Source organism: Olsenella porci (assembly GCF_009695875.1).
Classification (GTDB): Bacteria; Actinomycetota; Coriobacteriia; order Coriobacteriales; family Atopobiaceae; genus Olsenella_H; species Olsenella_H porci.
Genome location: NZ_VUNC01000003.1, coordinates 221,430 through 245,661, shown reverse-complemented (window position 1 = coordinate 245,661; position 24,232 = coordinate 221,430). Strand labels below are relative to the sequence as shown.

The following is a 24,232-nucleotide window of genomic DNA, read 5'->3' as shown; positions in this document are numbered from 1 at the left end:
TTGGACGCCCCCATGGTGTTGGCTGCGAAAAAGACGCTCAACAGTGTATGGCAACCTTGGGCCCGCCACACGACGCAGACATTCCCGGCAGGCGAGAGGGACGGGGCCACGCGGCTGGGGCTACCTCATCCTGGCGTTGAGCTCACCCGCGAGCTCGGGCAGCGTGACGCCGTAGCGCTCGAGCGTCACCAGCAGGTGGTACACGAGGTCGCCGGCCTCGTAGCGAATGTGGTCGTGGTCGTCGTCCTTGCAGGCCATGATGACCTCGCTGGCCTCCTCGGCGAGCTTCTTCAGGAGCTCGTCCTCCTCGCCGTTGAGCAGGCGCGCGGTGTACGACTCGGCGGGGTCGTGATCCCAGCGGCCGTGGATGGTCTGGGCCAGGCTCGCGAGCGTCTCTCCCATGTCGCCGTCCTGAACGTTGGCCGTCCTCACACCCATCTAACACTCCCCCTTTGCGTCATCCTCCGCCGTGAGCTGGCGGAAGAAGCAGCTCCTCTTTCCCGTGTGGCACGCCGGGCCGGGCGAGTCCACCTCGTACAGCAGCGTGTCAGCGTCGCAGTCGACGAGCACGCGACGCACCTGCTGCATGTTGCCGCTGGTGGCGCCCTTGTTCCACAGCTCTCGGCGGGAGCGCGACCAGAACCAGCTGGTGCCGGTGGAGAAGGTCAGGCGCACGGCCTCGTCGTTTGCCCACGCGACCATCAGGACCTCGCCGGTGCCGACCTGCTGAACCACCACCGGGACGAGCCCGCGGTCATCGTACCTGATGCTCGTCTCGCCTGCCGTGACCTGCTGCAGTGACTCGCCCGCATACGTGGAGGGGGATCCCCCCTGCCGCGACTCCGCCATGTGTGCCAACCTCCCCTGGACGCCTTGCGTTCGCGCTCACTTTACTACACTACAGTGCCAGGCCGACAAGGTCGCATCAACTGGAAACGGAAGGCGGCTTGGGGGCGTGGGATGTCGGGCTGTCGCGGAGCCGCCCGGGGGTGCGGCGAAGCAGACTCCAAAGGTTCCGCGGGAGAGGGAAGAGCGGCTAAGGAGGGACGACGGAGGGTGCCTTTTGGCTGGGGGTAACCGCTCATTCGCCGCCGTCGAGACGCGCACGGAGAGTCACTGCTCCCATGCGGATTCCGTCCCGGGATGCTTAGCGGTGCTAGCCCTCGTGTGGATTTGATTCCCGCGTGCTTAGCGATGCTAGCCCTCTTGTGGATTACCGCCGCGCAACTCACACGAGGGCTAGCGTTGTTAAGCATATCGCCCCGAAATCGACAAGAGGCTTAGCGTGTCTAAGCATCTCTCACCTAAATCCACCCGAGGGCTAGGTTTGTTAAGCACCGAGAGACGGAAATCGCACGAGGCCCGAGAAAGCTAAGCAGGCATGTCTCGGGATTCGCACGGGCACCGGTTTTTCTAAGCGGCCGGGGTCTCCAGGGTCACGTGGGGCGGCAATGGCCCACGGATTCCCCGGCGTCCCCTAGAGCGTGCAGTCCGCCAGTCGCTCGAAGTAGGTCACCATCGAGGCGAAGTCCTGGTCCATGAGCCCGTTTGCCCTCATCGCCTGGAGGATCTCGTACGCCTGGGCGGTGTACGGCACGGGAGAGTCCGCCTCGTGCGCGGCGGCCAGGCAGTTCGCCACGTCCTTGTGGAGGATGCTCGTCGCAGCGCTGGGCGGCGTGAAGTCGTGCGCGAGCATCTGGGGAAGCTTCATGTCGAGCACTGCAGAGCCGGCCGCTCCGCCACGAATCGCCTCGAAGACGGTCTTGGGGTCCACGCCCTCCTTGCGAGCGAACGTGAACGCCTCGCACACGACCGCGGTGGTGTTGGCGACGATCATCTGGTTGACGAGCTTGGCGACGCTGCCCGAGCCAACGGGTCCGATGAGCCTGGCGGAGGCGCCCATCACGTCGAGCATGGGAGACATGCGGTCGAAGTCTGGCTGGCTCCCACCGCACATGATTGCGAGCCTGCCCTCCTCGGCACCCTTCTGTCCGCCGGAGACGGGAGCGTCCACAAAGCCCACGCCGACCGCGCCGAGGAGACGCGCGCAGGCACGGGACTCCGACGGCTTGACCGAGCTCATGTCGCAGACCAGCGCACCCTTCCGCAGCGATGCGGCGACCGTGCCGGGCTCGACGGACGTCGCCCCCGGCGCACCGAAGAGGACCGACTGGACCACGGGGCCGTTGGGAAGCATCGTCACCAGGACGTCCGCCCACGCGGCGATCTGGTCGTTGGTGCCCGTCTGCGCACCCTCGGCGACCAGCGCGTCGACGGCTTCCCGGTTGAGGTCGCCCACCATGAGGTCGTATCCCGTACGCACGAGGTTGGTCGCCATCGGCCTTCCCATGTTGCCAAGCCCGATGAAACCGATCTTCTCCCCCACGAGAACCACTTCCATTCGACTAAAAATCCCCTGGCGCCAAATGCGACGCCAGGGGATTCCTACCGCAGGAGGCGGGAGTTCATTCACGGGGAGACAAGCCTAGAAGTCCAGACGCACGGCGATGCCCTGCGAGGCCATGTACTCCTTGACCTGGCGGATGGTGTACGTGCCAAAGTGGAACACGCTCGCGGCGAGGACGGCGTCTGCCTCGCCGTCCACGATGCCCTCGGCAAAGTGCTCCAGGCAGCCCACGCCGCCCGAGGCAATCACGGGGATGGGCACGGCACGGGCGACCGCCCTGGTGAGGGGGATGTCGAAGCCGTCCTTGGTGCCGTCGCGGTCCATGCTGGTGAGGAGAATCTCGCCCGCACCGCGACGCGCGGCCTCCTCGGCCCACTCCACCGCGTCGATGCCCGTGGGAGTGCGGCCACCCGCGGTGTAGACCTCCCACTTGTCGCCGGGTCCCACGTGACGCGCGTCGATTGCGACGACGACCGCCTGGCTGCCAAAGGCGTCCGCCGCGGAGGTGATGAGCGACGGGTCTCTCACCGCAGCGGAGTTGACCGAGACCTTGTCGGCGCCCGCGGCTATCATGCGCCTCATGTCCGCCACGGTGCGCATGCCGCCACCCACGCAGTACGGAATGCGGACCTCCTCGGCGGCGCGCGAGGCGAGCTCCACGGTGGTGTCCCTGTCGTCGGAGGTCGCCGTAATGTCCAGGAACACGACCTCGTCGGCGCCCTCGCGGTCGTACGCCGCCGCAAGCTCCACGGGGTCCCCGGCGTCGCGGAGCCCCACAAAGTTGACGCCCTTCACGACCCTGCCGTCCTTCACGTCCAGGCAGGGGATGACGCGCTTAGTCAGCATGCGCTTCTCCCTTGGTCACGAAATCACCCTCGCCCGCCGCGGCGGCAAGCGCCTCGCGCAGCGAAAGGCTCCCCTCGTAGATGGCACGTCCGGTAATCGCGCCCTCCACCACGTCGCTCCCCAGACCAGCGAGCCGGCGCACGTCGTCGATCGACGCGATGCCGCCCGAGGCGACCACGGGGAAGCCCGCCACCTGGGCGACGTGCCGGTATGCCTGGTCGTCGATGCCCGACTGCATGCCGTCGCGGGCGACGTCGGTGTAGACCAGGTGCCGGTAGCCCATGGCCGCGAGCGACGAGACGAGCTCGTCCACCCTGAGGCCGACTCCCTCTCGCCAGCCGTTCACGCGGACCATGCCGTCACGGCCCGCAACGTCTGCCGCCAGGAGCGACCCGTAGCGCCGTGCCGCCTCGCGAGCGAAGTCGGCGTCGCGAACGAGTGCCGTGCCCACGGCGATGCGGGTTGCGCCCACCTGCGCAAGGCGCTCGATGGCTTCCATGGACCGCACTCCACCACCCGTGTCGACCCTGAGGTCGCCGAGAGCACAGATGGCCGAGATGGCACGGCGGTTGGCCTCGAGCGCCCGCTCGTCCTCGCCAAACGCCGCCGAGAGATCCACCACGTGCACCCACGTGGCCCCGCTCGCGGCAAAGTCGCGCGCCACCGCCACCGGGTCGTCGGAGTACACGTCCATCTTGGAGCGGTCGCCGCGGGAGAGACGAACGACCTTGCCCGCCACCAGGTCTATCGCCGGGAGTAGGACCATCGCTATCCCCTCACCACGCGCACGAAGTTGGAGAGGATCCTGCCGCCCGTTCCCGAGGACTTCTCGGGGTGGAACTGGACCCCGTACACGTTGTCGCGCCACACGCACGAGGCGAAGCTGCGCACGTAGTGGGTGCGCGCCGCCACGATGCCGTCGTCCACGTCGTCCGAGACGGCGTAGGAGTGCGTGAAGTACACGTTGGCGCCCTGGGGCACGTCCACCAGGAGCGGACACCTCTCGCCCACCTGGGTGAGGTAGGCCTGGTCCCAGCCCACGTGCGGGACCTTGAGCCTCGTCGACTCAAGGCGCGTCACCGAGCCGCTGAGCACGCCCAGTCCGGGGACCCACTTGCCCTCGAACGACTTGCCGGGAGTGGCGCTGCGCTCGTCCCCCCGCTCAAAAAGCAGGTGAAGGCCCAGGCAGATGCCCAGGAACGGAACGCCACGGCGGATGGAGTCGACGATTGCGTCGGCCTGACCGCTCTGGCGGAGGAAGGCCATTGCGTCCTCGAAGGCGCCGACGCCCGGGAGCACGACGCCCGAGGCCTCGGAGATGGCCCGCGGGTCGTCTGTGACAGTCGCGCTCCCTCCCACGGCGTTGATGCCGCGGACGACGCTCTGCAGGTTCCCCTTGTGGTAGTCGACCACGACGATGTCGCCGGCACTCATCACAGGCTCCCCTTGGTCGATGGGATGCCGCTCACGCGCGGGTCGGGCTCGACGGCCTGCCTGAGGGCGCGCGCGGCGGCCTTGAACGCGCACTCCAGGATGTGATGGGCGTTCTCGCCCGCCAGCTCGCGCAGATGCAGCGTGATGCCGGCGTCGCGAGCGAGCCCCTGGAAGAACTCGTGGCCCAGCTCGGTGTCGAAGGTCCCCACCTTGTCGGGGCCAATGGGGACGTCCCAGTACAGCTCCCCGCGCCCGCTCACGTCGATGGCGGCGAGCACCAGCGCCTCGTCCATGGGGACGATCGCCTGGGAGAAGCGCGCGATGCCGCTCTTGTCCCCCAGCGCCTGGCGGATGGCCTGCCCCATCACGATCCCCACGTCCTCGACCGTGTGGTGGTCGTCCACCCAGGTGTCACCCTTGGCATGGACGGTCAGGTCCATGAGCGAGTGGCGCCCGAGCGCCGACAGCATGTGGTCGAAGAAGCCGATGCCCGTGTCTATGTCGCACCGTCCCGACCCGTCCAGGTCGAGGGTGACCGTGATGTCCGTCTCGCCCGTCTTGCGGGATACGGTGGATGTCCTGCCCATCAGTCCTCCCTGCTCAGGATCTGGGATATGGCCGAGACGACCTCGTCGTTCTCGGCGGGGGTGCCCACGGTGACGCGGAGGCAGTCCCTTAGCCCCGGGGTGCTGGAGAAGTCGCGCACGAGGATGGAGTGCTCGTCGCGCAGCAGGCAGCGGACGCGATGGGCGTCCGGCATGCGCACGAGGAGGAAGTTGGCCTCGCTGGGCCACACGCGCACGCCCAGGCGCTCGAGCGACGAGAGCCCGCCCGCGAGGCGGGAGCGCTCCGAGACGATCCGGGCGATGGTGGGCTCAAACGCCTCGCGCTCGCTTACAACGACGGATGCCGCCGCCTGCGAGAGGACGTTGACGGAGTAGGGCTGCCGCACCGCCGAGAGCGCGCCGATGACCGAGGGCGAGCCCAGGAGGTAGCCCACGCGCGCGCCGGCCATGCAGTACGCCTTGGACAACGTGTGCAGCACCACGAGGTTGGGGTGGCCGGACAGCAGCGGCTCGGCCGAGGAGCCCGCAGCCGAGAACTCCCCGTAGGCCTCGTCCGCGAGCACGACGCCCGGGCACGCCTCGCACACCCGTGCAACCAGCTCGGTGGGGACGAGGTTGCCCGTGGGGTTGTTGGGCGAGGTCAGGACCACGATGCTCGCGTCCGTGGCGGCCTTGACCAGCTCGTCTGGATCGATCGAGAAGTCCTCCGGATTTCGCCGCACGTCGCGCACGGTGGTCTCGACCAGCTCCGCGTACAGGCGGTACACCGAGAACGTGGGCGGGCAGTCGACCATGGTGTGCCCACTGCCACCGAAGGCCAGGAACAGGTTGAAGAGAAGCTCGTCTCCCCCGTTGCCCACGATCACCTGCTCCGGCATGACGCCATGCCACTCCGCGATCTGCGCCCTGAGCTCGTCGCTCATGGGCTTGGGGTAGCGGTTGGTCGCCACCTGGGCGAGGGCCTGCGACACGTGGTCGCGCACCTCGGCCGGCATGCCGTAGGTGTTCTCGTTCGCCGACAGGTTGACCCTGCAGGGCGAGAAGGACGGGTCATAGGGCTCCAGGCTCACCGCCGACGGCCTCATGACCGCCCGCACCGCCTGGGAAATCTGCTGTGCCAAAGGACGACCTCCCCCGCGTCAGCGCGACTCGTACCCGGAGAGGACGGGCCTGCCGGGCTCCTCCAGCTTACGCGGCCACGCCGTCTGCATGGCATCTGCGCAGGCTTCCGTTACATCGGCGAAATTGTCGCCGCCCTCCGCCAGGAGCTTGCGGCGCATGCCCACCGAGAGCGCGTGGGCCCACAGGCCCTCCGCCTGCGCGAGCGCCTGGACGGCAGGTGCGTCGGCGAGCAGCCCCTCGGGGGTGTAGCCGATGACCGACGAGCGCTTCTGGAAGTCGTAGACGCCGAGCGGGTTGGAGAAGAGCGCGGTGCCGCCCGTGGGAAGCGTGTGGTTGGGGCCCGCCACGTAGTCGCCCAGGGGCTCGGAGCTCCAGGGGCCGACAAAGATCGCACCGGCGTTCTGGATCCTGCCGAGAAGCGAGAAGGCATCGGCGCAGTGGAGCTCAAGGTGCTCCGGGGCGATGAGGTTGACGGCGTCGACGGCGGCGTCGAGGGAGTCGCATGCTACGCAGAGCCCCTTGCCGTCGAGGGAGGCGCGCGTTATCTCCTCGCGGGGGCTCTGCGAGACCAGCGCCTCGATGGCGGGGAACACGCGGTCCGGAAGCGTGGGGTCGTCCGTGACCAGGTAGCAGGCGGCCATGGGGTCGTGCTCCGCCTGGGCCATGAGGTCGGCTGCGACGATGGCGGGGTCGGCCGTGGCATCCGCGAGCACGCACACCTCGGAGGGGCCGGCGACCATGTCGATCCCCACGTCGCCCGAGACGTAGCGCTTAGCCGCGGCGACGTAGGCGTTGCCCGGGCCCACCACCTTCGAGACGGCGGGAATGCTCTCGGTGCCGTAAGCAACGGCACCGATGGCCTGGGCGCCTCCGACGGCGTAGACTTCGTCCACGCCAGCGACCGCAGCCGCGGCGAGGGTGTAGGCCGAGAGCGAGCCATCGCGCTGGGGCGGGGTCACCATGACCACGCGGGGCACGCCGGCGACCTTGGCCGGGATCGTGTCCATGAGCACGGTGGAGGGGTACTGGGCGCGCCCGCCGGGCACGTACACGGCGACGGAGGGGACCGGGGTCACCTTGACGCCCAGGATGGTGCCATCGGGCTTGGTCGTGAACCACGACTGCTCGCGCTCGCGCTCGTGGAAGTCGCGGATCTGGTCGTACGCCTTGCGCAGCGACGAGAGGAACTCGGGATCAACCATGTCGAGGGCGCCCCTCACCACCTCGTCCGGCACGCGGAACTCGCTGGGGCAGGCGCCGTCAAAGCGCTGGCAGTACTCCCGCACCGCGACGTCGCCGCGCTCGCGGACGTCGTCCACGATCGCCTGCGCGCTGTCCATGACCTCGCGGGGCAGTGCGCCCGTGCGCGCGAGGTCCTTCTTGGAGAGACGCTCCTCTCCCCTAAGCTCCACCGTTCTCATTGCTGGTTCCCTTCACTCTGGCAGATCCGCCCGAGCCTCGCGGCCAGGTCGCGCACACGCACGTCGGTGCGGTACGCGGCGGGGCTCGCGAAGAAGCGGGCGGTGCATTCCATTACGTCGTCCACGACCACCAGGTCGTTCTCGCGCAGCGTGGTGCCCGTTGCGGTGATGTCCACGATGCGGTCGGTCATGCCCACGATGGGCCCGAGCTCGATGTTGCCGTGCAGCTGCACGATGTCGGCATGCTGGCCGATGGCGTCGTAGTACCTACGCGTGATGCGCGGGTACTTGGTGGCAACGCGAACGGTGCCGCGCCACTGATAGGCGCGCTCTGCCTCGCCCGCGCGGCTCCTGGGCTCCGCCACCACAAAGCGACAGCGGCCAAAGCCGAGGTCGACGAGCTGCAGCAGGTCGATGCCCGCCTCGATGACCGAGTCGTTGCCGCAGATGCCGCAGTCCGCGCCGCCGTGGCCCACGAAGCTCGGGGCGTCCTGGGCGCGCACGATCACGTACTCCACGTCGCCCGCCGGGATGATCAGGCGGCGTCCCGGCTCGCGCAGCTCGTCCACCGGCATGCCCGCCTGCTCCAGGAGGCGGACGGAGCCCTCGAAGAGGGAGCCCTTGGGCACGGCGACCCTGAGCGGCCGCTGGCCACGGGGCGCGACGCCGGAGACCACGCCGCTCTCGCCCTGCTCGCCCAAGACCTCCTGAAGGCGTTCGAGGAGAAGCGCGAAGCCGCAGGACGCCACGTCGGGACGACCGAAGTTGGCGAGGACCGCGTCGTAGCGCCCGCCCATGGCGAGGGCGCCGGACGAGCTCTCGCAGTAGGCGCGGAAGATGAGGCCGGTGTAGTAGTCGAAGGAGTTGATGACGCTGAAGTCGAAGGACACGTGGTCCTCAGCCACGAGGTTGCCCAGCCCGCGGACGAAGGAACGGAGCTCGGCGGTGCCGCGCCTCTCCGCCGTAACGCCCGCTGCGTCGAGGAGCCGGTCGAGCTCGTCGATGACCGAGGCGTCTCCGGCCAGGCGCGGAATGGCGCAGATTGCGCGGGCCGCGGCGGGGTCGACGTCAGAGGCGGCAACGAACTCGTCGAGCGAGACCAGGTCGGACTCGTGCACCAGGCGCTGGACGGTCTCGCGGAACTCGTCGCTTGGAGCGCACGAGTCGAGCAGCGCCTTGAGGGGCGAGACGGAGCCGCACACGATGCGCCAGGCGGGCACGTCGAGGGCGCGCAGGGCCTCGCCAAGCAGCGTCACGACCTCGACCTCGCCCTCCATGCCGTCGCCGCCAAAGCGCTCGACGCCCAGCTGCGTGAACTGACGGGGCTGGCCGCCGAGGACCGACTCCTCGCGCACGATGGGTGCCGCATAGCGCAGACGGGCGGGCAGCTGCGCGTCCGAAACGCGGGCCGCCACCAGGCGCGCGATGGGAAGCGTGAGGTCGGGACGGAGGACGAGCAGGCTGCCGTCCGTGTCAAAGAGCTGAAACGGGCTGTCCTGTATGCGGCCGCCCCGCTCGATGACCGCGCGGTCCTCCAGGAGGGGTGTCTCCACCGGGAGGTACCCATGCGACGCGAAGCCCTCGGTGACCGTTCGGCTGATGCGCTCGCGGGCGAGCGCCTCGGTCGGGAGGATGTCCCTGAATCCGCTGGGCGTTCCTGACAGCACGCTTGCTCCCCTCGTCTGGCGGGCCCCAACGGCCCGGCTGCGGTACGCCGACCTTCCCGTGCGGCGTCTCGCTCCCTTCGTGATGGTTGTACTTTAGCGCGATAAAGTGCCAGTGGTGACAGTCCGGCGCTGAGGTAACGCGCTCGAAATGTCATCGCCACATTGGGCGCACCTTGCGGGTGACAGGAACGGGGTTTCTCCTCTGGCTGGAGGAGCGCAATCATCATGCCTTGCTCACGATGGCTCCCAGCTCACCTCCACGGGTAAGGTTCTAAGAAGAGCTCTTGGAAGAGAAGCGCGGGGACACTAGGGATCGGAAGTGGCGCTCGTTTTGCATGGCGCCACTTCGGAAGAACTCACAGAAGGGGATCACGGGTACGGAGATTAGGGCCGGAACGCATCGGGTTGCCCTTCATGTCTTCACGACCGCCCAGAGGTGGAGGGCACGGCGGCGCAACAGCCAAGATGACTCCAGACACCCGGTGTAAGCTGGCTGCTCCTGCGCCTCTTCCAAGAATCCTCGTCCAGCGTCGACGCGAGAACCACGGGTTCGAAGCAATGCAGATCAAGACGAAAGGACTCAAGGAGAGTGCGGCTGCACTGGGCATCTGGCTGGAAACTCCCGATGTGAGTGCTCACATCGGGAGATTCTTGCCAGCAGTTGGGAGACGGTGCCTCTCCCATCCTTTTTACCTGCGAAAACATGAAGGTTATGGCCAACGCCCGGATGAACCCCCCATAAGAAGCGCTCACGTCGGACTCTCGTCTCCATGGTTCGAGCCTTGATGTCATGTACCAGGCGAGCCGAGAGGATTGGAATGCGTGGATGTGCGCCTTCCCCAGGCAGCGCACGGGGAGGGCGACTCAGCAACGCGAACCTAGTGGCCCACCAGAGCCCAAGCCTTGTCGGAAACCACGTCCCGTGTGCCCATGCGGGATGCAACTTCTGACGCTGAGCTAGGCTCACGGCTGCCGCGCCCTGCGCGCGGCTCAGCGGACGCCAGCGACGGGAACCGGGGGCACAACGACCTCCAACCAGCGCGTCAACGCTGATGCCGGCGGGACCAGTCGGGGGCGAGGCGACGGCTCTTCTCTCTCCCTTCCGCGCCTCAATTACTCGAGAAGATCGACCAGCCAAAGCTCCCTCCGTACTTGACACCCCACCTTGCCCCTGATAGCTTATGCACCAGTAGTTATGAGTGTCTGTTCATGTGTTCAATATTAGGAGGTCACCATGGCATGCAGCTGCTGCCACCACGACGACGAGGACGAGCGCGAGCACGCCTGCCACTGCCACGACGAAGCCGTTGAGGGCGAGGGCGAATGCTCCAGCAGCCACTGCTGCGGCGACGGCTGCCAGTGCGACGGGGACGACGACGATGATGACGACGACCCGCGCGAGACGCTGAGCCGGATCATCGCCTCGGCAATCCTGCTCGTCGTTGCCATGGTCATCCAGCATGTGACTCAGCTTCCGCTGGTGGCGCAGCTGCTCCTCTTCCTCCCCTCGTACCTCGTCGCAGGCGGTGAGGTGTTGCGCGAGGCGGGCGAGAACCTCCTTGCCGGCCACCCCTTTGACGAGGACTTCCTGATGTCCGTGGCGACCCTGGGCGCGCTGCTCATCGCGTTCGTCCCCGGCGGCGAGCCCGAGTTTGCCGAGGCCGTCTTTGTGATGCTGTTCTTCCAGGTGGGCGAGCTCTTTGAGGGCATGGCGCAGCGCAACAGCCGCAAGTCGATATCCGAGCTCATGGACATCCGCCCCGACACCGCCAACGTGGAGCGCGACGGCTCGGTCAAGACCGTGGACCCGTCGACGGTCCAGGTGGGAGAGACGATCGTGATTCGCCCGGGCGAGAAGGTCCCCATGGACGCCGTGGTGGTCGAGGGCAGCTCGAGCCTGAACACCGTCGCCCTGACCGGCGAGAGCGCGCCACGCGACGTGACCGTGGGCTCGCAGGTGGTCTCTGGCTGCGTCAACGTCTCGGGCGTGCTGCGCGCACGTGTGACCAAGAGCTTTGGCGAGTCCACCGCGAGCAAGATCCTGGACCTGGTGCAGGACGCGAGCAAGGGCAAGTCAAAGTCGGAGAACTTCATCCGCCGCTTCGCAAAGGTGTATACGCCCATCGTAGTGTACCTGGCCATAGCCGTGGCGGTTCTCCCCCCGCTTGTCTCGGGCGACTTTGGGGCGAACTTCGCCACGTGGCTTCTGCGAGCCCTGACCTTCCTGGTGGTGAGCTGCCCCTGCGCGCTGGTGCTCTCGGTGCCCCTCACCTTCTTTGGTGGGATCGGCGGCGCATCGCGCAAGGGAATCCTCGTGAAGGGCTCGTCGTACCTGGAGGCGCTCGCGCAGGCGGACACCGTCGTCTTCGACAAGACCGGCACCCTGACCAGGGGCGTGTTCGCCGTGAGCGCCGTGCACCCCTCGTTGGTGGGACCAGACGAGCTGCTGCACCTTGCCGCACACGTGGAGCGCAACTCCACGCACCCCATCGCCGCGGCGCTGCGCGACGCCTACCCCAACGAGGACGACTCCTGCGAGGTCACCGATGCCGTCGAGCGCGCAGGCGAGGGCATCGTCGCCAAGGTCAACGGCCGGAGCGTGGCCGTGGGCAACTCTCGCCTGATGGACGCCGTGGGCGCCAAGTGGACCACGTGCAGCGGCGACACCGGGACCATCATCCACGTGGCGATTGACGGAACGTACGCAGGCCACGTGCTGATCTCCGACGAGGTGAAGGACGACGCCGCAGAGGCAATAGCCGCCATCAAGCGCGAGGGCGTCCGCAGGACCGTGATGCTCACCGGCGACCGCGAGGACGTTGCGAAGAGGGTCGCGGACGAGCTGGGGCTGGACGAGTACCACGCCGAGCTGCTGCCGACGGACAAGGTTGCGAACGTGGAGAGGCTCCTCTCGACCGAGCCCGAGGGCGCCCGCCTCGCCTTCGTGGGAGACGGCATCAACGACGCGCCCGTGCTCGCACGCGCCGACGTGGGCATCGCCATGGGTGCGATGGGATCCGACGCGGCGATCGAGGCGGCCGACGTCGTGCTGATGGACGACAAGCCGTCCAAGATCGCGGTCGCCATCCAAATCGCCCGCCGCACGCTTGGGATTGCCCGCCAGAACATCGTGTTCGCCATCGCCGTGAAAGTCGCGATCCTGATTCTGGCGGTGCTGGGGCTGGCGCCCATGTGGCTCGCGGTGTTTGGAGACGTGGGGGTCATGGTGCTCTGTGTGCTCAACGCGACCCGCGCCCTGCGCTAGGGGGCCGCGGAACGGCACCGACGCAGGCGACGTGACCAGCGCCCCTAACCACGCCCGTCGCCGACCATGGTGTACCATGCTTTCCACCGACAGAGGCCCGCTCCGCTCACCGGGATCGTCCGGCGACGCGGGGCGGGCCGTTTTCACCCGAGGGGAGCGAGCGTGGCAGAAGAGAGACGGGCGGTCATGCGCGACGTGCTGACGGTCGCCTGGCCGGTTATGCTTTCGTACGTCGCGGTCGGACTGCCCTGCGGGGTGCTTGCCGCCAAGGCGGGCATGGACCCGCTGATGAACTTCGTCCTCTCGCTCACATTCCTCACGGGCGGCGGCCAGTTCATGATGAGCAACCTGTGGCTGGCGGGGACTCCCCTCCCCTCGATAGTTGCCTCGGTTGCCGCGATATCCACGCGCTTTGCCCTGTACTCGGCGTCGCTCTCCCCCTACCTCACCCGATTCCGTCGTAGGGACGCCCTTGCCATCTCCTGCTGCTACACGGAGGAGGCGTACGGCATCACGCTGGGAAAGCTCGCCGGCGGCGGCGACTGGGACGCGCGCCGGGCCCTCGCGCTCAACGTGACGGTACAGCTAACCTGGGCGCTCTCGTGCGCGGCCGGGGCGGCGCTCGGGAGCATCGTGGACGTGCCCACGGCAATCGCGGGCTTTGCCATGACCTCGCTGTTCATCTATCTGCTCTGGTCCCAGCCGCACACCCGTGGGAACGCCTGCGCCGTCGTCGGGGCGGTCGCGGCGGTGGTCGCCTGCAAGTGGTCGGGGGTCTCGGGGATTGCGGTCCCCGTCGCCGCCCTGGTGGGAGTTGCCGCGGGAATGGCGTCGCAGGCGCTACCTGCCAGGAAGAGCGGGAGGTCACGCGCATGACGGCACCTATGGGCACCGGCGACTTCATGATCCTCTGGCTCTCCTCGTTCGGCTTCATCCTGTTCTGCCGCGTGGCGCCGGTCGTCGCCCTGAGGGGGCGGCCCCTCTCGCCCCGGGTCGTCGACGCGCTGGGGTACATCCCGCCCGCGGCGTTTGCCGCGCTCGTCGCCAACGACCTCCTCTCCCCCGGGATGTTCTCGGCTGGCCCGTGGACGGGCCTGATGCCGCTCGTCGCGGGAGGCGTCGTGGTGCTGGTGGCATGGCGCACGAAGTCGATGCTCTGGTGCTGCGTTGCGGGAGTCCTAGCGTACGTGCTGCTGTCACTGCTTTAGGACGATGGGGTGCGGGGCCCCGCTCCTGCCCTCACGGAGCTCGTCAGTCTTTTGGCTCCGTCCCCGGCAACCAACCTGCTGAGGAATCTTGAGTTGTGGCAATCGACGCGATTGGCGGGGGCGCGAGGCGCCGATTCCCCGCCGAGGAAAGCCGAGCATTGGCAATCCGGGCCTGTCGGAAGCTCAGGAATCGCGAGGTTTGGCAGCCCGGGGTCCCCTTCCAGCTGCCAATGCTCCGCCTTCCTCGGCGGATTGGGTCTGCGGATTGCCACAACTCGACTTTCCTCAGCACCTCGGCCTCCCGCAAACCCGCCAGAGATCCGGTAACCACCGTTGGGACACAAATACCGGCCTTTCACACCATGCGCGAGCCAGAGGCGTGCCACGCGCCCCGTCCGGTCAGGGTGACCCCCTACCCGCGGTGGAGCACCCGGTTCAGAAGACGGCGGACGACGCCCATCTCGGGCGCCTTGGTGGCGAGCGCAAGGCCAAAGGTGACGGCAACCGCAGGCACCCCTCCCACCACGATGTAGAGCAGGGCGCGGCCAACCGAGTTGGTCACCGCGTAGTCGCCCAACGGCGTAAGGCCCACGATCAGCATCCCGATGGCGGTCCCAGCAAGCCCGTAGAGGGTCGCGCGCACCCCCGCGCCGATGATGCTGCGAAGCCCCACGTGTCCGAGCTCGCCGCGCAGCATCGCGAAGGTCACGATGTCGACCGCGGCAAAGTATAGGAAAGACGAGAACGCTACCATCCACAGCCCGGTCCTCTGGGTGAGGGTCATGCACACCACCACCTGCACGCCCGCAGCGACCACGTTTGCCACGGCGTACACGCCCATCTTCCTGAGGGACGAGCACACCTTTTGCAGGTACATGCACACGCCGTACACGGGCAGCGACACTGAGAGGGTCGCGAGGTACGTCGCCGTGAGGCCAATCTGGTCGCCCGTGAACTTGCCGGCGGCAAGCAGCGTGATGAGCGGGCGCGAGAACGCGATGAGGTACATCATGAACGGAATCATGAGGAAGAGGATCTGGCTGGTGCCCGCCGACACGCCGTGGCGGTAGGACTCCATGTCGCCGCGCGCGACGTCGTCGGAGAGCTCCGTGAACATGGCGGTGGTGATGGGCACCGCGAGGATGGCATAGGGCAGCGTGTACCAAAGGCGCGCGTAGTACGAGACCGAGGCGCCCGCCGCGGTGACCGAGAGCGCCGAGCTGGTCATGACCGAGACCGTCACGAACGAGCAGACCATGACCACGAGCGACGGGATTCCGATTGAGAGGGTCTCCTTGATCGCCGGGTCATGCACGTCCACGTGCCAGCGAATGCGGATGCCGTGCTTGCGGAGCGAGGGGATCTGGATGCCCGCCTGGATGGCAACGCCGAGCGGGTTGCCGATGGCCAGCACGAGGAGCGCAAGCTTGGGGTTGCTCGGCACCAGGAACGCGTACGCGAAGAACGACGCCGTGGTCACGAAGTTGTTGAAGATTGGCGCGGCGCTGCTCCAGAAGTAGTCGCGCTCGGCGTTGAGCACGCCCGAGAAGATCGAGTCGAGCGAGTACAGAACGACCTCAATCACGAAGAACCGGAAGAAGTACGTTGCCAGGTTGGAGTCGAAGTCCGAGCTCGCCGAGAACGACTGCGTCCACACCACCTGCGCCGCAAAGACAAAGCCCAGGATGGTGACCGCGCCCATGATGAGTACCACGAGCGAGATGAGGTTTGAGGTGTACTCGCTCGCCCCCCTGGTGCCAAGCCTCTTCTTGACCGAGAGGTACACGGGCAGGAACGCCGTCACCAGCATGCCGCCCACCACGAGCTCGTAGAGCTGGTTGGGCAGGTTGTTCGCCACCGAGTAGCAGCTCGCCGTGACCGTGACGCCCAGCGCGTAGGCCTGTCCCCAGGTGCGGAAGAAGCCGGTCAGGCGGCTGATGATCACCAGCACGCTCATCAGGACGGTGTTGCGGCCCACCTGGGCGGCCTTCTCCTCCTCGGAGGGCTCTTGCTCGGAAGCCTCGACGGACCCCTCCTTAGGGGAGAGGGACGCGCCGTCCTCCGCCCCGATCGTCCCGATGGCAGCAAGCGCGTCGTCCTCCACGGCAATCGGCTCCATATTGGCGAGAGAGTCATCCACCAGCCACGGGTCGCCCTGTCCGGCCCTGACGGACCCGCCCGACACCTCGCGCGAAGTGCCGGACGAGACGGGAGCCGCCCCCTCCCTGCTCTCCTGGGCAAGGCGCACGTAGAGCATGGTCTCGTCGGGCGAGAGGCGCCTTCCGCGCTGGCTGGGATCCATGTTGGGGCGCGGGGTCGATCCGTCCCCCGCGGCGAGGTGCTTGGGTGCCGAAGACAAGGCTTCCTCCTCTATCGGGTGATGTCGGCGAAGGTGGCGCCGAGGAAGTCGCGGAGCGCGACGGGGTCGAGCGTGAGCGAGAGGCCACGCCGCCCACCCGAGATGATGATGGTGTCGAACAGCTGGGCGGTCTCGTCGATGAGCGTGGGAAACGCCTTCTTCATGCCCACGGGCGTGCAGCCGCCGCGCACGTAGCCCGTGAGGCCCTCGAGCTCCTTAACGGGGATGAGGGAGAGGCTCTTCTCCCCCGCCGCCGCGGCCGCCTTCTTGAAGTCGAGCTCCTGCGCAACGGGGATGCAGCACACCACGTGGTCGCCCGACGGCGCCACGGTCACCAGCGTCTTGAACGAGGAGTCGGGGTCCTCGCCCGCCTCCTCGGCCATCCGCAGCCCCAGTCCGCGCGAGAGGTCGTCCTCCTCCATCTCGTGCCACTCGTACGAGACGCCCCCGCGCTCCAGCTCGCGCATGGCGTTTGTCTTCTGGACCTTGTCCCGCTTGGTCATCTACCTCTCCTCCGCCATGCGCGCCCGGTCGCGCTCGAGGATGGGCGCAAGGTACCTGCCCGTGTACGACTCGCTGACCTTGGCCACCTGCTCGGGCGTTCCGTAGGCGACGACCGTGCCGCCGCCCTCGCCGCCCTCGGGGCCCATGTCGATGATGCGGTCCGCCATCTTTATCACGTCGAGGTTGTGCTCGATCACCAGCACGGTATTGCCGGCGTCCACGAGCTTCTCGAGCACGTCCACCAGCTGACGCACGTCCTCAAAGTGCAGGCCGGTCGTGGGCTCATCCAGGATGTAGAAGGTCTTGCCCGTCTGCTGGCGGTGCAGCTCCTTCGCAAGCTTCACGCGCTGCGCCTCGCCGCCCGAGAGCGTGGTGGCGGGCTGTCCCAGGTGCACGTAGCCCAGGCCCACGTCGTAGAGGGTCTGGAGCTTGTTCTTGATGCGCGGGATGTTCGCGAAGAACGCGAGCGCCTCGGTCACGGTCATGTCCAGCACCTGGCTGATGTTCTTGCCGTGGTAGGTGACCTCGAGCGTCTCGCGGTTGTAGCGCTGGCCGTGGCACACCTCGCAGGGCACGTACACGTCGGGCAGGAAGTTCATCTCGATCTTGATCTGGCCGTCGCCCTTGCACGCCTCGCAGCGCCCGCCCGGCACATTGAAGGAGAAACGACCGGCGCTGTAGCCGCGGGCGCGGCTCTCGGGCGTCGAGGCAAACAGCGCGCGGAGGTCGTCCCACAGTCCGATGTAGGTCGCGGGGTTGGAGCGCGGCGTGCGGCCGATGGGGCTCTGGTCGATGTCGATGACCTTGTCGATGATCTTGCGGCCATCCTCGTCAAACACGCCCTCGATGCGGCGATAGGGCCCCACGATGCGCTTTGAGTGCTGCACGGCGTTGGTGAGCGCCGGGGCGATGGTGTCGGTGACCAGGGACGACTTGCCCGAGCCCGAGACGCCCGTGACCACGGTGAGCGTTCCCAGCTCGATCTTCACGGTGACGTTCCTGAGGTTGTTGGCCCGCGCGCCGACCACCTTGAGGCAGCCGCGCCCGGGTTTGCGGCGGCTCTCGGGCAGGGCGATCATGCGCCGTCCCGTGAGGTAGGCGCCCGTGAGGGAGTCCGGGTTCTCCATGATCTGCCGCGGGGTGCCGCAGGCGACCACGGTGCCGCCCATCTCGCCCGCTCCGGGACCCATGTCCACCACGTAGTCTGCGGCGCGGATGGTGTCCTCGTCGTGCTCGACCACGATCACGGTGTTGCCCATGTCGCGCAGCCGCTTGAGCGTGGCGATGAGTCGGTCGTTGTCGCGCTGGTGGAGCCCGATGGAGGGCTCGTCCAGGATGTAGAGGACGCCCATGAGGCCGGCGCCTATCTGGGTCGCGAGCCTGATGCGCTGCGCCTCTCCGCCCGAGAGCGTGGTGGCGGCGCGGCTGAGCGTGAGGTAGTCCAGGCCCACGTTGACCATGAACTGCAGGCGGGCGATGACCTCCTTCACGATGGGGGCGCCGATGAGGCACTGCCTCTCGGTGAGCTGCAGCCCCTTGAAGAACTCCAGCGCCTGCCGGCAGCTGAGGTCGCAGACCTCCATGATGTTCTTGTCGCCCACGGTCACTGCCAGGTACTCGGGCTTGAGCCGCCTTCCATGGCACGTGGGACACGGCACCTCGCTGATGTAGCGCTCCAGGTGCTTGCGCATGGTCTCGGAGGTCGTCTCCTGGTACTTGTCAAACAGGATGGTGCGCACGCCCGAGAACTTGGTGGTCCAGTTGGTGTCGCGCCCGTCTCGGGTGTGATACTCCACCTCGACCTTGGTGTCGCCCAGGCCGTCGAGAAGGGCCTTGCGCGTCTTGGGCTTGAGCCCCTCCCACGGGGTGGCGGGGTCCTCGCCCATGTGGCGCACGACCGCCGCGATGATCTGCGGGTAGTAGTTGGAATGGCCAAAGATGCCGCCGAAGGCTCCGCCAGCGGGCGGCAGCGACGGGTCGTCGATCAGGGCCTCGGCGTCCACCACGCGCCTGACGCCCAGGCCGTCGCAGTCGGGGCAGGCGCCGTAGGGCGCGTTGAACGAGAAGTCACGGGGCTGCAGGTCGTCGATGGAGTGCCCGTGCTCCGGGCAGGCCAGGGCGAGGGAGTATTGGAGAAGCTCGCCCTCCGTCCCCTCGGGGGCGTCACGCGGCGGCAGGAGGTAGAACCCCACCTTGCCCGAGGCCAGCCTGGTGGCCGTCTCGACTGCCTCGGCAACGCGGCCCAGCGAGGACTCGCGAATGACCACGCGGTCCACGACGACCTCGATCGAATGCTTGTACTTCTTGTCGAGCTTGATGTCCTCGTCCAGGTCGCGGACCTCGCCGTCCACGCGGACGCGCGAGAAGCCCTCCTTGCGCAGGTCCTCGAAGAGCTTGGTGTACTCGCCCTTCCTGCCCAGCACCACGGGTGCCAGCACGAGGGCGCGCCTCCCCTCTCCCGCAGCAAGGACCTTGTCGGCAACCTGGTCGGTGGTCTGCCGCTCGATGACGCGCCCGCACTCGGGACAGTGCGGAGTGCCAATGCGGGCGTAGAGCAGGCGCAGGTAATCGTAGATCTCGGTGACGGTCCCCACCGTGGAGCGGGGGTTGCGGCTCGTGGTCTTCTGGTCGATGGAGACCGCCGGCGACAGGCCGTCGATGGAGTCGAGGTCGGGCTTGTCCATCTGGCCCAGGAACATGCGGGCGTAGCTCGACAGGGACTCCACGTAGCGACGCTGCCCCTCGGCATAGATGGTGTCGAACGCAAGGCTCGACTTGCCCGAGCCCGAGAGCCCTGTGATCACCACGAGCTTGTCGCGGGGAATGGTGACGTCCACGTTGCGGAGGTTGTGCTCGCGCGCGCCACGGATGACGATCGAGTCTGATGCCATGTGAGAGACCCCTATGCTACTTTGCCCGGCCGTGACGGCCTGGGCACGGGACAAATCGTTTTGGTCAGCCTACCAGTGTATAGCCGCCGTAGACGACTCACAGAAGGCGCATGATGGCCATGCCGCGGGGTAGAATCGTCTGGTCAGACATCCGCAAGCTTGGCAAGCAAAAAAGGAGTGCCTTCATGGCAGACGAACTGGACAGGGACCAGCTCCGCCGCGAGGTCGACCAGGCGCTGGGGCATGGGAGCGCCCCCCAGCACCAGGGTCCGGAGCAGTTCCAGATGGCGGAGGGCTCCTCCGCAAAGCACGTGATCGGCGTCATCTCGGGCAAGGGCGGCGTCGGCAAGTCGCTGGTCACCGGCGCGGTGGCAACCAGCCTCAGGCGCGCGGGCAAGCGCGTTGGCATCCTCGACGCCGACATCACCGGCCCCTCCATCCCCAAGATGTTCGGGATGTCCGGGGTCCACGCCATGGCACGCGACGAGAAGATCCTCCCCGCGGTGTCCAAGGGCGGCATCGAGGTCATGAGCACCAACCTCGTGCTGCAGAGCGAGACCGACCCCGTGCTGTGGCGCGGCCCCATGCTCATGGGCGCACTCAAGCAGTTCTTTGGCGACACGGACTGGGGCGAGCTCGACTACCTGCTCGTGGACATGCCCCCGGGAACGGGCGACGTCGCCCTCACGGTGTTCCAGTCGCTCCCCGTCGAGGGCGTGGTCATCGTGAGCTCCCCCCAGGACCTGGTCCAGATGGTCGTGGGCAAGGCGCTCAACATGGCCGCCATGATGGAGGTCCCCGTGGTCGGCCTGGTCGAGAACATGGGCTACCTCACCTGCCCGCACTGTGGCGAGAGGATCGAGCCCTTTGGTCCCAGCCGACTCCAGGAGACCGCCGACCACTTTGGCATCATGGCGCTTGACCAGCTCCCCATTGACCCTGCCATCGCCGCCAGCTGCGACGAGGGCGACTTTGAGCAGAAGATGCCACAGGGCCTGGTCGCCAAGACAATTGACCAGATCCTCGCGCACGACGAGGCGGACGGCCGATGACGCAGCGCAGGGCTGGACGCGGCCCCTCCCGGGCGGCGGTCCGCGAGGGCCAGCTTCGGCGGGCCCGCTCCATCGAGCTGCCCACGTCCTGTGACGTCGCCGTCGTCGGAGGAGGCGCGTCGGGCCTCTGTGCCGCCATCGCCGCCGCCGAGGCTGACGCACGTGTCGTCGTGCTCGAGCGCGACCTGGAGTGCGGTCGCACCATCCTCGCAACGGGCAACGGCCGCTGCAACTTCTCGACCGTCGAGCTGGGCGCGGACCGCTACAACGACCCCGCGTTCGTCTCCGCCGCCCTCGGCGAGACTCCCCTGGACGACATCCTCGCGTTCTTCCGCGAGTCCGGGCTGCGGTGGTCCCTCGAGGGTCCACGCCTGTACCCCGTCTCGCGCCAGGCGTCGTCGGTGCGCAGCGTGCTGCTTCGCCGCGCGCGCAAGGCGGGCGTCACCCTCGCTCCCGCACGCACGGTCGTCTCGCTCGAGCCCGGCCCCGACGGGTTCTCCCTCGCCCTCTCCACAGAGGGCGAGGAGGCCGTCTCCGGGCTCCTCGCCCGCCGCGTCGTCCTGGCGATGGGCGGCGGCGCCCTGGACCTCCCCCGCCACCTGGGACTGGAGGTCACCCCCACGTCCCGGGCGCTCTGTCCCGTCGACTGCGAGGACTCCCCCGTGCTCGGCCTCGACGGCAGGAGGGACCAGGCCGCGGTCTCGCTCGTCCACGGGCACTTCCCCTGCTGGAGGGAGAGGGGCGAGGTCCTCTTCCGCGACTACGGCCTCTCGGGAATCGTGGTCTTCGACCTCTCCCGCCGCGTCCAGCCGGGCGACGCCGTGACGATCGACCTTGCACCCGACGTGGCACGCTCCGAGCTTCAGGGGCTCGTGGACCCCTTCGCCCACGGCACCTTCGAGGAGGGCTGCCTTGACGGGATCCTGGACCCCGCGATTGCACGTCTTCTCGAACGCCTCGCGCGCGAGCGCTGGGACGCCGGCTTCGAGCTCCCCGGAAGAGAGGACCCTCCCCGCTCCGACTCCGAGGCCCTCGTGCGCCTGGTGAGCGGGCTGCCCCTGCGCGTGACGGGAGTGCACCAGGGCGGACCTGCCCAGGTCACCAGGGGCGGAATCGCAACCTCGCAGGTTGATCCCCGCACCATGGGGGTACGGGGGATGCGTGGTCTCTTCGCCTGTGGCGAGGCGCTCGACGTGGATGGGGACTGCGGGGGATACAATCTCTCTTGGGCCTGGAAGAGCGGACTGGTTGCCGGCTCAAACGCCGCGGAGAGGACACGCTAGCATGCTCGAGCTCACCGGCATTCGCATCCCCCTGGACCGCCTGGACGGCACCTTCCCCACCGAGGAGGAGGCAATCCAGAAGGCGGTCCTCCGAAAGCTGCGCCTCCCCCTTAGCGACATCGACCAGATCGAGCTCAGGAAGCGCTCTCTCGACGCCCGCAAGAAGTCGGACGTCCGCTACAACTACACCCTCCTCGTTACGCTCTGCGGCGGCGCGGAGGCTGAGCGCGAGCTGCTCCACCGCCTGAGGAGGCATCACGAGCTGCGCGGCGTTCGCGAGTACAACGAGACCACCTACCGCTTCCCCGCGCACCTGGGCACCATGCCGGCAAAGCGCCCCGTGGTCGTTGGCGCGGGCTGTGCCGGGCTCTTCTGCGCGCTCGCACTCGCCGAGGCGGGGCTCGAGCCGCTGCTCGTGGAGCGCGGCGAGGACGCCGAGCGGCGGTGCGAGAAGATCGACCGCTTTGAGGAGACCGGCGAGCTCGACCCCGAGAGCAACATACAGTTTGGGCTCGGCGGCGCCGGGACCTTCTCGGACGGCAAGCTCGGGACGGGCACAAAGAGTCCCGCGCACCGCCTCATCCTCAAGACCTTCGTGGACGCGGGGGCAGACCCCAAGATCATGTGGGACGCCAAGCCGCACGTGGGCAGCGACGTCCTTCCCACGGTCGTGACCAACATCTGCGGGCGCATTGGCGTCCTGGGCGGAGAGGTGCGCTTTGGCACCCGGCTCACGGGCATCTCCACGTCGGGTGGCAGTGTGAGCGGGGTCACGCTCGAGCGTCGCGACCCCCAGACCGGGATCGTGGTGGAGGAACGCGTCCCGGCGGACAACGTGGTGCTCGCCTGCGGCCACTCCGCGCGCGACGTCTTCTCCATGCTGGTTGAGACGGGCATCCGCCTCGAGCGCAAGACCTTCGCCATGGGCGTGCGCATCGAGCACCTGCAGTCGATGGTGGACCGCTCGCAGTACGGCCCCGTCGCTGGCCATCCCGCCCTCGACCCCGCCTCGTACAAGCTCGTGGCGCACCTCCCCTCCGGCAGGAGCGCGTTCTCCTTCTGCATGTGTCCGGGCGGCTACGTGGTCGCCGCCGCCAGCGAGCCGGGCGGCGTGGTTACCAACGGCATGAGCCTCTCCGCGCGCGACGGGCAGAACGCCAACGCGGGGTTCCTTGCCAACGTGTTCCCGGAGGACCTTCCCGGCGACGACGTGCTCGCTGGCGTGGAGCTCCAGCGCTCATGCGAGCGTGCGGCGTTCGAGGCCGGTGGCGGCGGCTACGTCGCTCCCGCGCAGTTGGTGGGCGACTTCCTGAGGGGTGTCCCCTCCACTGCGGGCGGCGACGTGTTGCCCACCTACCCGCGCGGGGTCGCCTGGGGCGATGTCGCGACGTGTCTCCCCGACTACATCGCGCAGACCCTTCGCGAGGCCATCCCGGTCATGGACCGCTACCTGCACGGCTTTGCGACGGAAGACGCGGTGCTCACGGGGGTCGAGACCCGCTCCAGCTCCCCCGTGCGCGTCACGCGCGGCAAGGAGCTGCAGTCCGTCTCGTGCGCAGGCCTCTGGCCGTGCGGCGAGGGTGCGGGCTATGCCGGTGGCATCATGAGCGCCGCGACCGACGGCCTTCGCGTTGCTGAGGCCCTGGTCGCATCCCTCAAGTAGCAGCCCTGGCACCGTACAAATGCGCACAAGCGAGGCGCCACCGCCCATCACGGACGGCGGCGCCCCTTGCGTCTTTCAGGCTGGCGTGGGAACGTTCCCGCACAAAGGAACGCCCACTGGGCGAAAGGCCCGCGGAAACTTCTACTTGCCCAGTGCCAGGATCAGCCTGGACAGCTCGGACTCCACGTTCATGCCGGTGAGGAAGGCGACCCCGTTGAACACGGGCACGTCGTAGTCCTCGCCCTCGGACTTCACGACCGAGACGTACGCGTCCGCGTCCTCGAGCGCCTTGGGCAGGTCCGCGACCTCAACCGCGACGACATCCGCGTCGACGCCACGGGCTGCCAGCATCTTCCTGACCTTGTCTGCCACGACCTGCGAGGTGGCGACGCCCGACCCGCATGCGACAACGACCTTGGGCATGTGCATCCCCTCTCAACTGACTCACAACTGCACTAAGTCTACGCAGAATTCGCCCGTTTGGGCAATCGGAAACAGGAGTCTAATGAACATGTTCGCATGCACGCGAGACATGCCTGTCGAA

Annotated in this window: 20 protein-coding genes; 6 read left to right on the top strand and 14 right to left on the bottom strand. The window is 67.8% G+C overall.

Features of this window, described 5'->3' with window-relative positions; all coding sequences use genetic code 11:
* Window positions 1-120: 120 nt before the first annotated feature.
* From hisE to hisG, 10 genes are all read right to left on the bottom strand, one after another.
* A complete protein-coding gene (gene hisE / locus FYJ68_RS05590) occupies window positions 121-438 on the bottom strand; it encodes a phosphoribosyl-ATP diphosphatase (RefSeq protein ID WP_154434817.1) in 318 nt (105 codons plus the stop codon).
* Window positions 439-849: a phosphoribosyl-AMP cyclohydrolase gene (hisI, locus tag FYJ68_RS05585; RefSeq protein ID WP_154434815.1), complete on the bottom strand. Its 411-nt coding sequence runs from the start codon at window positions 847-849 to the stop codon at window positions 439-441.
* A gap of 628 nt (window positions 850-1,477) precedes the next feature.
* On the bottom strand, window positions 1,478-2,401 hold the full coding sequence (locus FYJ68_RS05580) for an NAD(P)-binding domain-containing protein (protein ID WP_154434813.1): 924 nt from the start codon (window positions 2,399-2,401) through the stop codon (window positions 1,478-1,480).
* 84 nt (window positions 2,402-2,485) lie between these two features.
* Window positions 2,486-3,253: an imidazole glycerol phosphate synthase subunit HisF gene (hisF, locus tag FYJ68_RS05575; RefSeq protein WP_154434811.1), complete on the bottom strand. Its 768-nt coding sequence runs from the start codon at window positions 3,251-3,253 to the stop codon at window positions 2,486-2,488.
* The gene (locus tag FYJ68_RS05570) at window positions 3,243-4,019 is read right to left on the bottom strand and encodes a 1-(5-phosphoribosyl)-5-[(5-phosphoribosylamino)methylideneamino]imidazole-4-carboxamide isomerase (protein ID WP_154434809.1); all 777 of its coding nucleotides are present in this window, start codon (window positions 4,017-4,019) and stop codon (window positions 3,243-3,245) included. The genes hisF and FYJ68_RS05570 overlap by 11 nt, the downstream gene beginning before the upstream one ends.
* Window positions 4,020-4,021: 2 nt before the next feature.
* Window positions 4,022-4,687, bottom strand: a complete 666-nt coding sequence (gene hisH, locus FYJ68_RS05565) for an imidazole glycerol phosphate synthase subunit HisH (RefSeq protein WP_154434807.1) — start codon at window positions 4,685-4,687, stop codon at window positions 4,022-4,024.
* Complete coding sequence (gene hisB, locus FYJ68_RS05560) at window positions 4,687-5,274, bottom strand: imidazoleglycerol-phosphate dehydratase HisB (RefSeq protein WP_154434805.1); 588 nt, start codon at window positions 5,272-5,274, stop codon at window positions 4,687-4,689. Before hisB ends, hisH begins: the two co-directional genes overlap by 1 nt.
* Window positions 5,274-6,374, bottom strand: a complete 1,101-nt coding sequence (gene hisC / locus FYJ68_RS05555) for a histidinol-phosphate transaminase (protein ID WP_154434803.1) — start codon at window positions 6,372-6,374, stop codon at window positions 5,274-5,276. The genes hisB and hisC overlap by 1 nt, the downstream gene beginning before the upstream one ends.
* Window positions 6,375-6,392: 18 nt before the next feature.
* The gene (hisD, locus tag FYJ68_RS05550; protein ID WP_154434801.1) at window positions 6,393-7,796 is read right to left on the bottom strand and encodes a histidinol dehydrogenase; all 1,404 of its coding nucleotides are present in this window, start codon (window positions 7,794-7,796) and stop codon (window positions 6,393-6,395) included.
* Window positions 7,793-9,463: an ATP phosphoribosyltransferase gene (gene hisG / locus FYJ68_RS05545; protein ID WP_326832238.1), complete on the bottom strand. Its 1,671-nt coding sequence runs from the start codon at window positions 9,461-9,463 to the stop codon at window positions 7,793-7,795. Before hisG ends, hisD begins: the two co-directional genes overlap by 4 nt.
* Before the next feature lie 1,234 nt (window positions 9,464-10,697).
* On the opposite strand from hisG, the gene FYJ68_RS05540 reads away from it, so the two are divergent.
* The 3 genes from FYJ68_RS05540 (at window position 10,698) to FYJ68_RS05530 (ending at window position 13,936) form a co-directional block, all read left to right on the top strand.
* Window positions 10,698-12,728, top strand: coding sequence for a heavy metal translocating P-type ATPase (locus FYJ68_RS05540; protein ID WP_195837734.1), 2,031 nt, complete (start codon window positions 10,698-10,700; stop codon window positions 12,726-12,728).
* Window positions 12,729-12,890: 162 nt separating this feature from the next.
* A complete protein-coding gene (locus tag FYJ68_RS05535; RefSeq protein WP_195837733.1) occupies window positions 12,891-13,604 on the top strand; it encodes an AzlC family ABC transporter permease in 714 nt (237 codons plus the stop codon).
* Window positions 13,601-13,936 carry an AzlD domain-containing protein gene (locus tag FYJ68_RS05530; protein WP_229772049.1) on the top strand — a complete coding sequence of 112 codons (336 nt, stop codon included), beginning with the start codon at window positions 13,601-13,603 and terminating at the stop codon, window positions 13,934-13,936. Before FYJ68_RS05535 ends, FYJ68_RS05530 begins: the two co-directional genes overlap by 4 nt.
* Before the next feature lie 412 nt (window positions 13,937-14,348).
* Here FYJ68_RS05530 and murJ read toward each other — a convergent pair whose 3' ends face one another.
* From murJ to uvrA, 3 genes are read right to left on the bottom strand one after another with little or no spacing between them, the layout of a single operon-like run.
* Entirely contained in the window at window positions 14,349-16,295 is a 1,947-nt protein-coding gene (murJ, locus tag FYJ68_RS05525; RefSeq protein WP_229772048.1) for a murein biosynthesis integral membrane protein MurJ, read from the bottom strand.
* Window positions 16,296-16,306: 11 nt separating this feature from the next.
* Complete coding sequence (ybaK, locus tag FYJ68_RS05520; RefSeq protein WP_154434797.1) at window positions 16,307-16,798, bottom strand: Cys-tRNA(Pro) deacylase; 492 nt, start codon at window positions 16,796-16,798, stop codon at window positions 16,307-16,309.
* The gene (uvrA, locus tag FYJ68_RS05515; RefSeq protein WP_154434795.1) at window positions 16,799-19,690 is read right to left on the bottom strand and encodes an excinuclease ABC subunit UvrA; all 2,892 of its coding nucleotides are present in this window, start codon (window positions 19,688-19,690) and stop codon (window positions 16,799-16,801) included.
* Between the two features lie 185 nt (window positions 19,691-19,875).
* Between uvrA and FYJ68_RS05510 the strand changes: the two genes are divergently transcribed.
* The 3 genes from FYJ68_RS05510 to FYJ68_RS05500 are packed head-to-tail and all read left to right on the top strand — an operon-like array spanning window position 19,876 to window position 23,688.
* The gene (locus FYJ68_RS05510) at window positions 19,876-20,742 is read left to right on the top strand and encodes an Mrp/NBP35 family ATP-binding protein (RefSeq protein WP_154434793.1); all 867 of its coding nucleotides are present in this window, start codon (window positions 19,876-19,878) and stop codon (window positions 20,740-20,742) included.
* Window positions 20,739-22,025, top strand: a complete 1,287-nt coding sequence (locus FYJ68_RS05505; RefSeq protein ID WP_154434791.1) for an aminoacetone oxidase family FAD-binding enzyme — start codon at window positions 20,739-20,741, stop codon at window positions 22,023-22,025. Before FYJ68_RS05510 ends, FYJ68_RS05505 begins: the two co-directional genes overlap by 4 nt.
* Window position 22,026: 1 nt before the next feature.
* Entirely contained in the window at window positions 22,027-23,688 is a 1,662-nt protein-coding gene (locus FYJ68_RS05500; RefSeq protein WP_154434789.1) for an NAD(P)/FAD-dependent oxidoreductase, read from the top strand.
* Between the two features lie 141 nt (window positions 23,689-23,829).
* Here FYJ68_RS05500 and FYJ68_RS05495 read toward each other — a convergent pair whose 3' ends face one another.
* The gene (locus tag FYJ68_RS05495; RefSeq protein WP_154434787.1) at window positions 23,830-24,111 is read right to left on the bottom strand and encodes a PTS sugar transporter subunit IIB; all 282 of its coding nucleotides are present in this window, start codon (window positions 24,109-24,111) and stop codon (window positions 23,830-23,832) included.
* Between the last annotated feature and the right edge of the window lie 121 nt (window positions 24,112-24,232).

What these genes read in the sequence shown, in the direction of transcription:
- hisF (WP_154434811.1), bottom strand. Translation starts at nt 3,253, where the DNA reads ATGCTGACTAAGCGCGTCATCCCCTGCCTGGACGTGAAGGACGGCAGG.
- FYJ68_RS05510 (WP_154434793.1), top strand. Translation starts at nt 19,876, where the DNA reads ATGGCAGACGAACTGGACAGGGACCAGCTCCGCCGCGAGGTCGACCAG.
- FYJ68_RS05530 (WP_229772049.1), top strand. Translation starts at nt 13,601, where the DNA reads ATGACGGCACCTATGGGCACCGGCGACTTCATGATCCTCTGGCTCTCC.
- hisB (WP_154434805.1), bottom strand. Translation starts at nt 5,274, where the DNA reads ATGGGCAGGACATCCACCGTATCCCGCAAGACGGGCGAGACGGACATC.
- FYJ68_RS05540 (WP_195837734.1), top strand. Translation starts at nt 10,698, where the DNA reads ATGGCATGCAGCTGCTGCCACCACGACGACGAGGACGAGCGCGAGCAC.
- FYJ68_RS05500 (WP_154434789.1), top strand. Translation starts at nt 22,027, where the DNA reads ATGCTCGAGCTCACCGGCATTCGCATCCCCCTGGACCGCCTGGACGGC.
- FYJ68_RS05580 (WP_154434813.1), bottom strand. Translation starts at nt 2,401, where the DNA reads ATGGAAGTGGTTCTCGTGGGGGAGAAGATCGGTTTCATCGGGCTTGGC.
- FYJ68_RS05570 (WP_154434809.1), bottom strand. Translation starts at nt 4,019, where the DNA reads ATGGTCCTACTCCCGGCGATAGACCTGGTGGCGGGCAAGGTCGTTCGT.
- hisE (WP_154434817.1), bottom strand. Translation starts at nt 438, where the DNA reads ATGGGTGTGAGGACGGCCAACGTTCAGGACGGCGACATGGGAGAGACG.
- hisI (WP_154434815.1), bottom strand. Translation starts at nt 849, where the DNA reads ATGGCGGAGTCGCGGCAGGGGGGATCCCCCTCCACGTATGCGGGCGAG.
- FYJ68_RS05495 (WP_154434787.1), bottom strand. Translation starts at nt 24,111, where the DNA reads ATGCCCAAGGTCGTTGTCGCATGCGGGTCGGGCGTCGCCACCTCGCAG.
- hisD (WP_154434801.1), bottom strand. Translation starts at nt 7,796, where the DNA reads ATGAGAACGGTGGAGCTTAGGGGAGAGGAGCGTCTCTCCAAGAAGGAC.
- hisH (WP_154434807.1), bottom strand. Translation starts at nt 4,687, where the DNA reads ATGAGTGCCGGCGACATCGTCGTGGTCGACTACCACAAGGGGAACCTG.
- FYJ68_RS05505 (WP_154434791.1), top strand. Translation starts at nt 20,739, where the DNA reads ATGACGCAGCGCAGGGCTGGACGCGGCCCCTCCCGGGCGGCGGTCCGC.
- ybaK (WP_154434797.1), bottom strand. Translation starts at nt 16,798, where the DNA reads ATGACCAAGCGGGACAAGGTCCAGAAGACAAACGCCATGCGCGAGCTG.
- uvrA (WP_154434795.1), bottom strand. Translation starts at nt 19,690, where the DNA reads ATGGCATCAGACTCGATCGTCATCCGTGGCGCGCGCGAGCACAACCTC.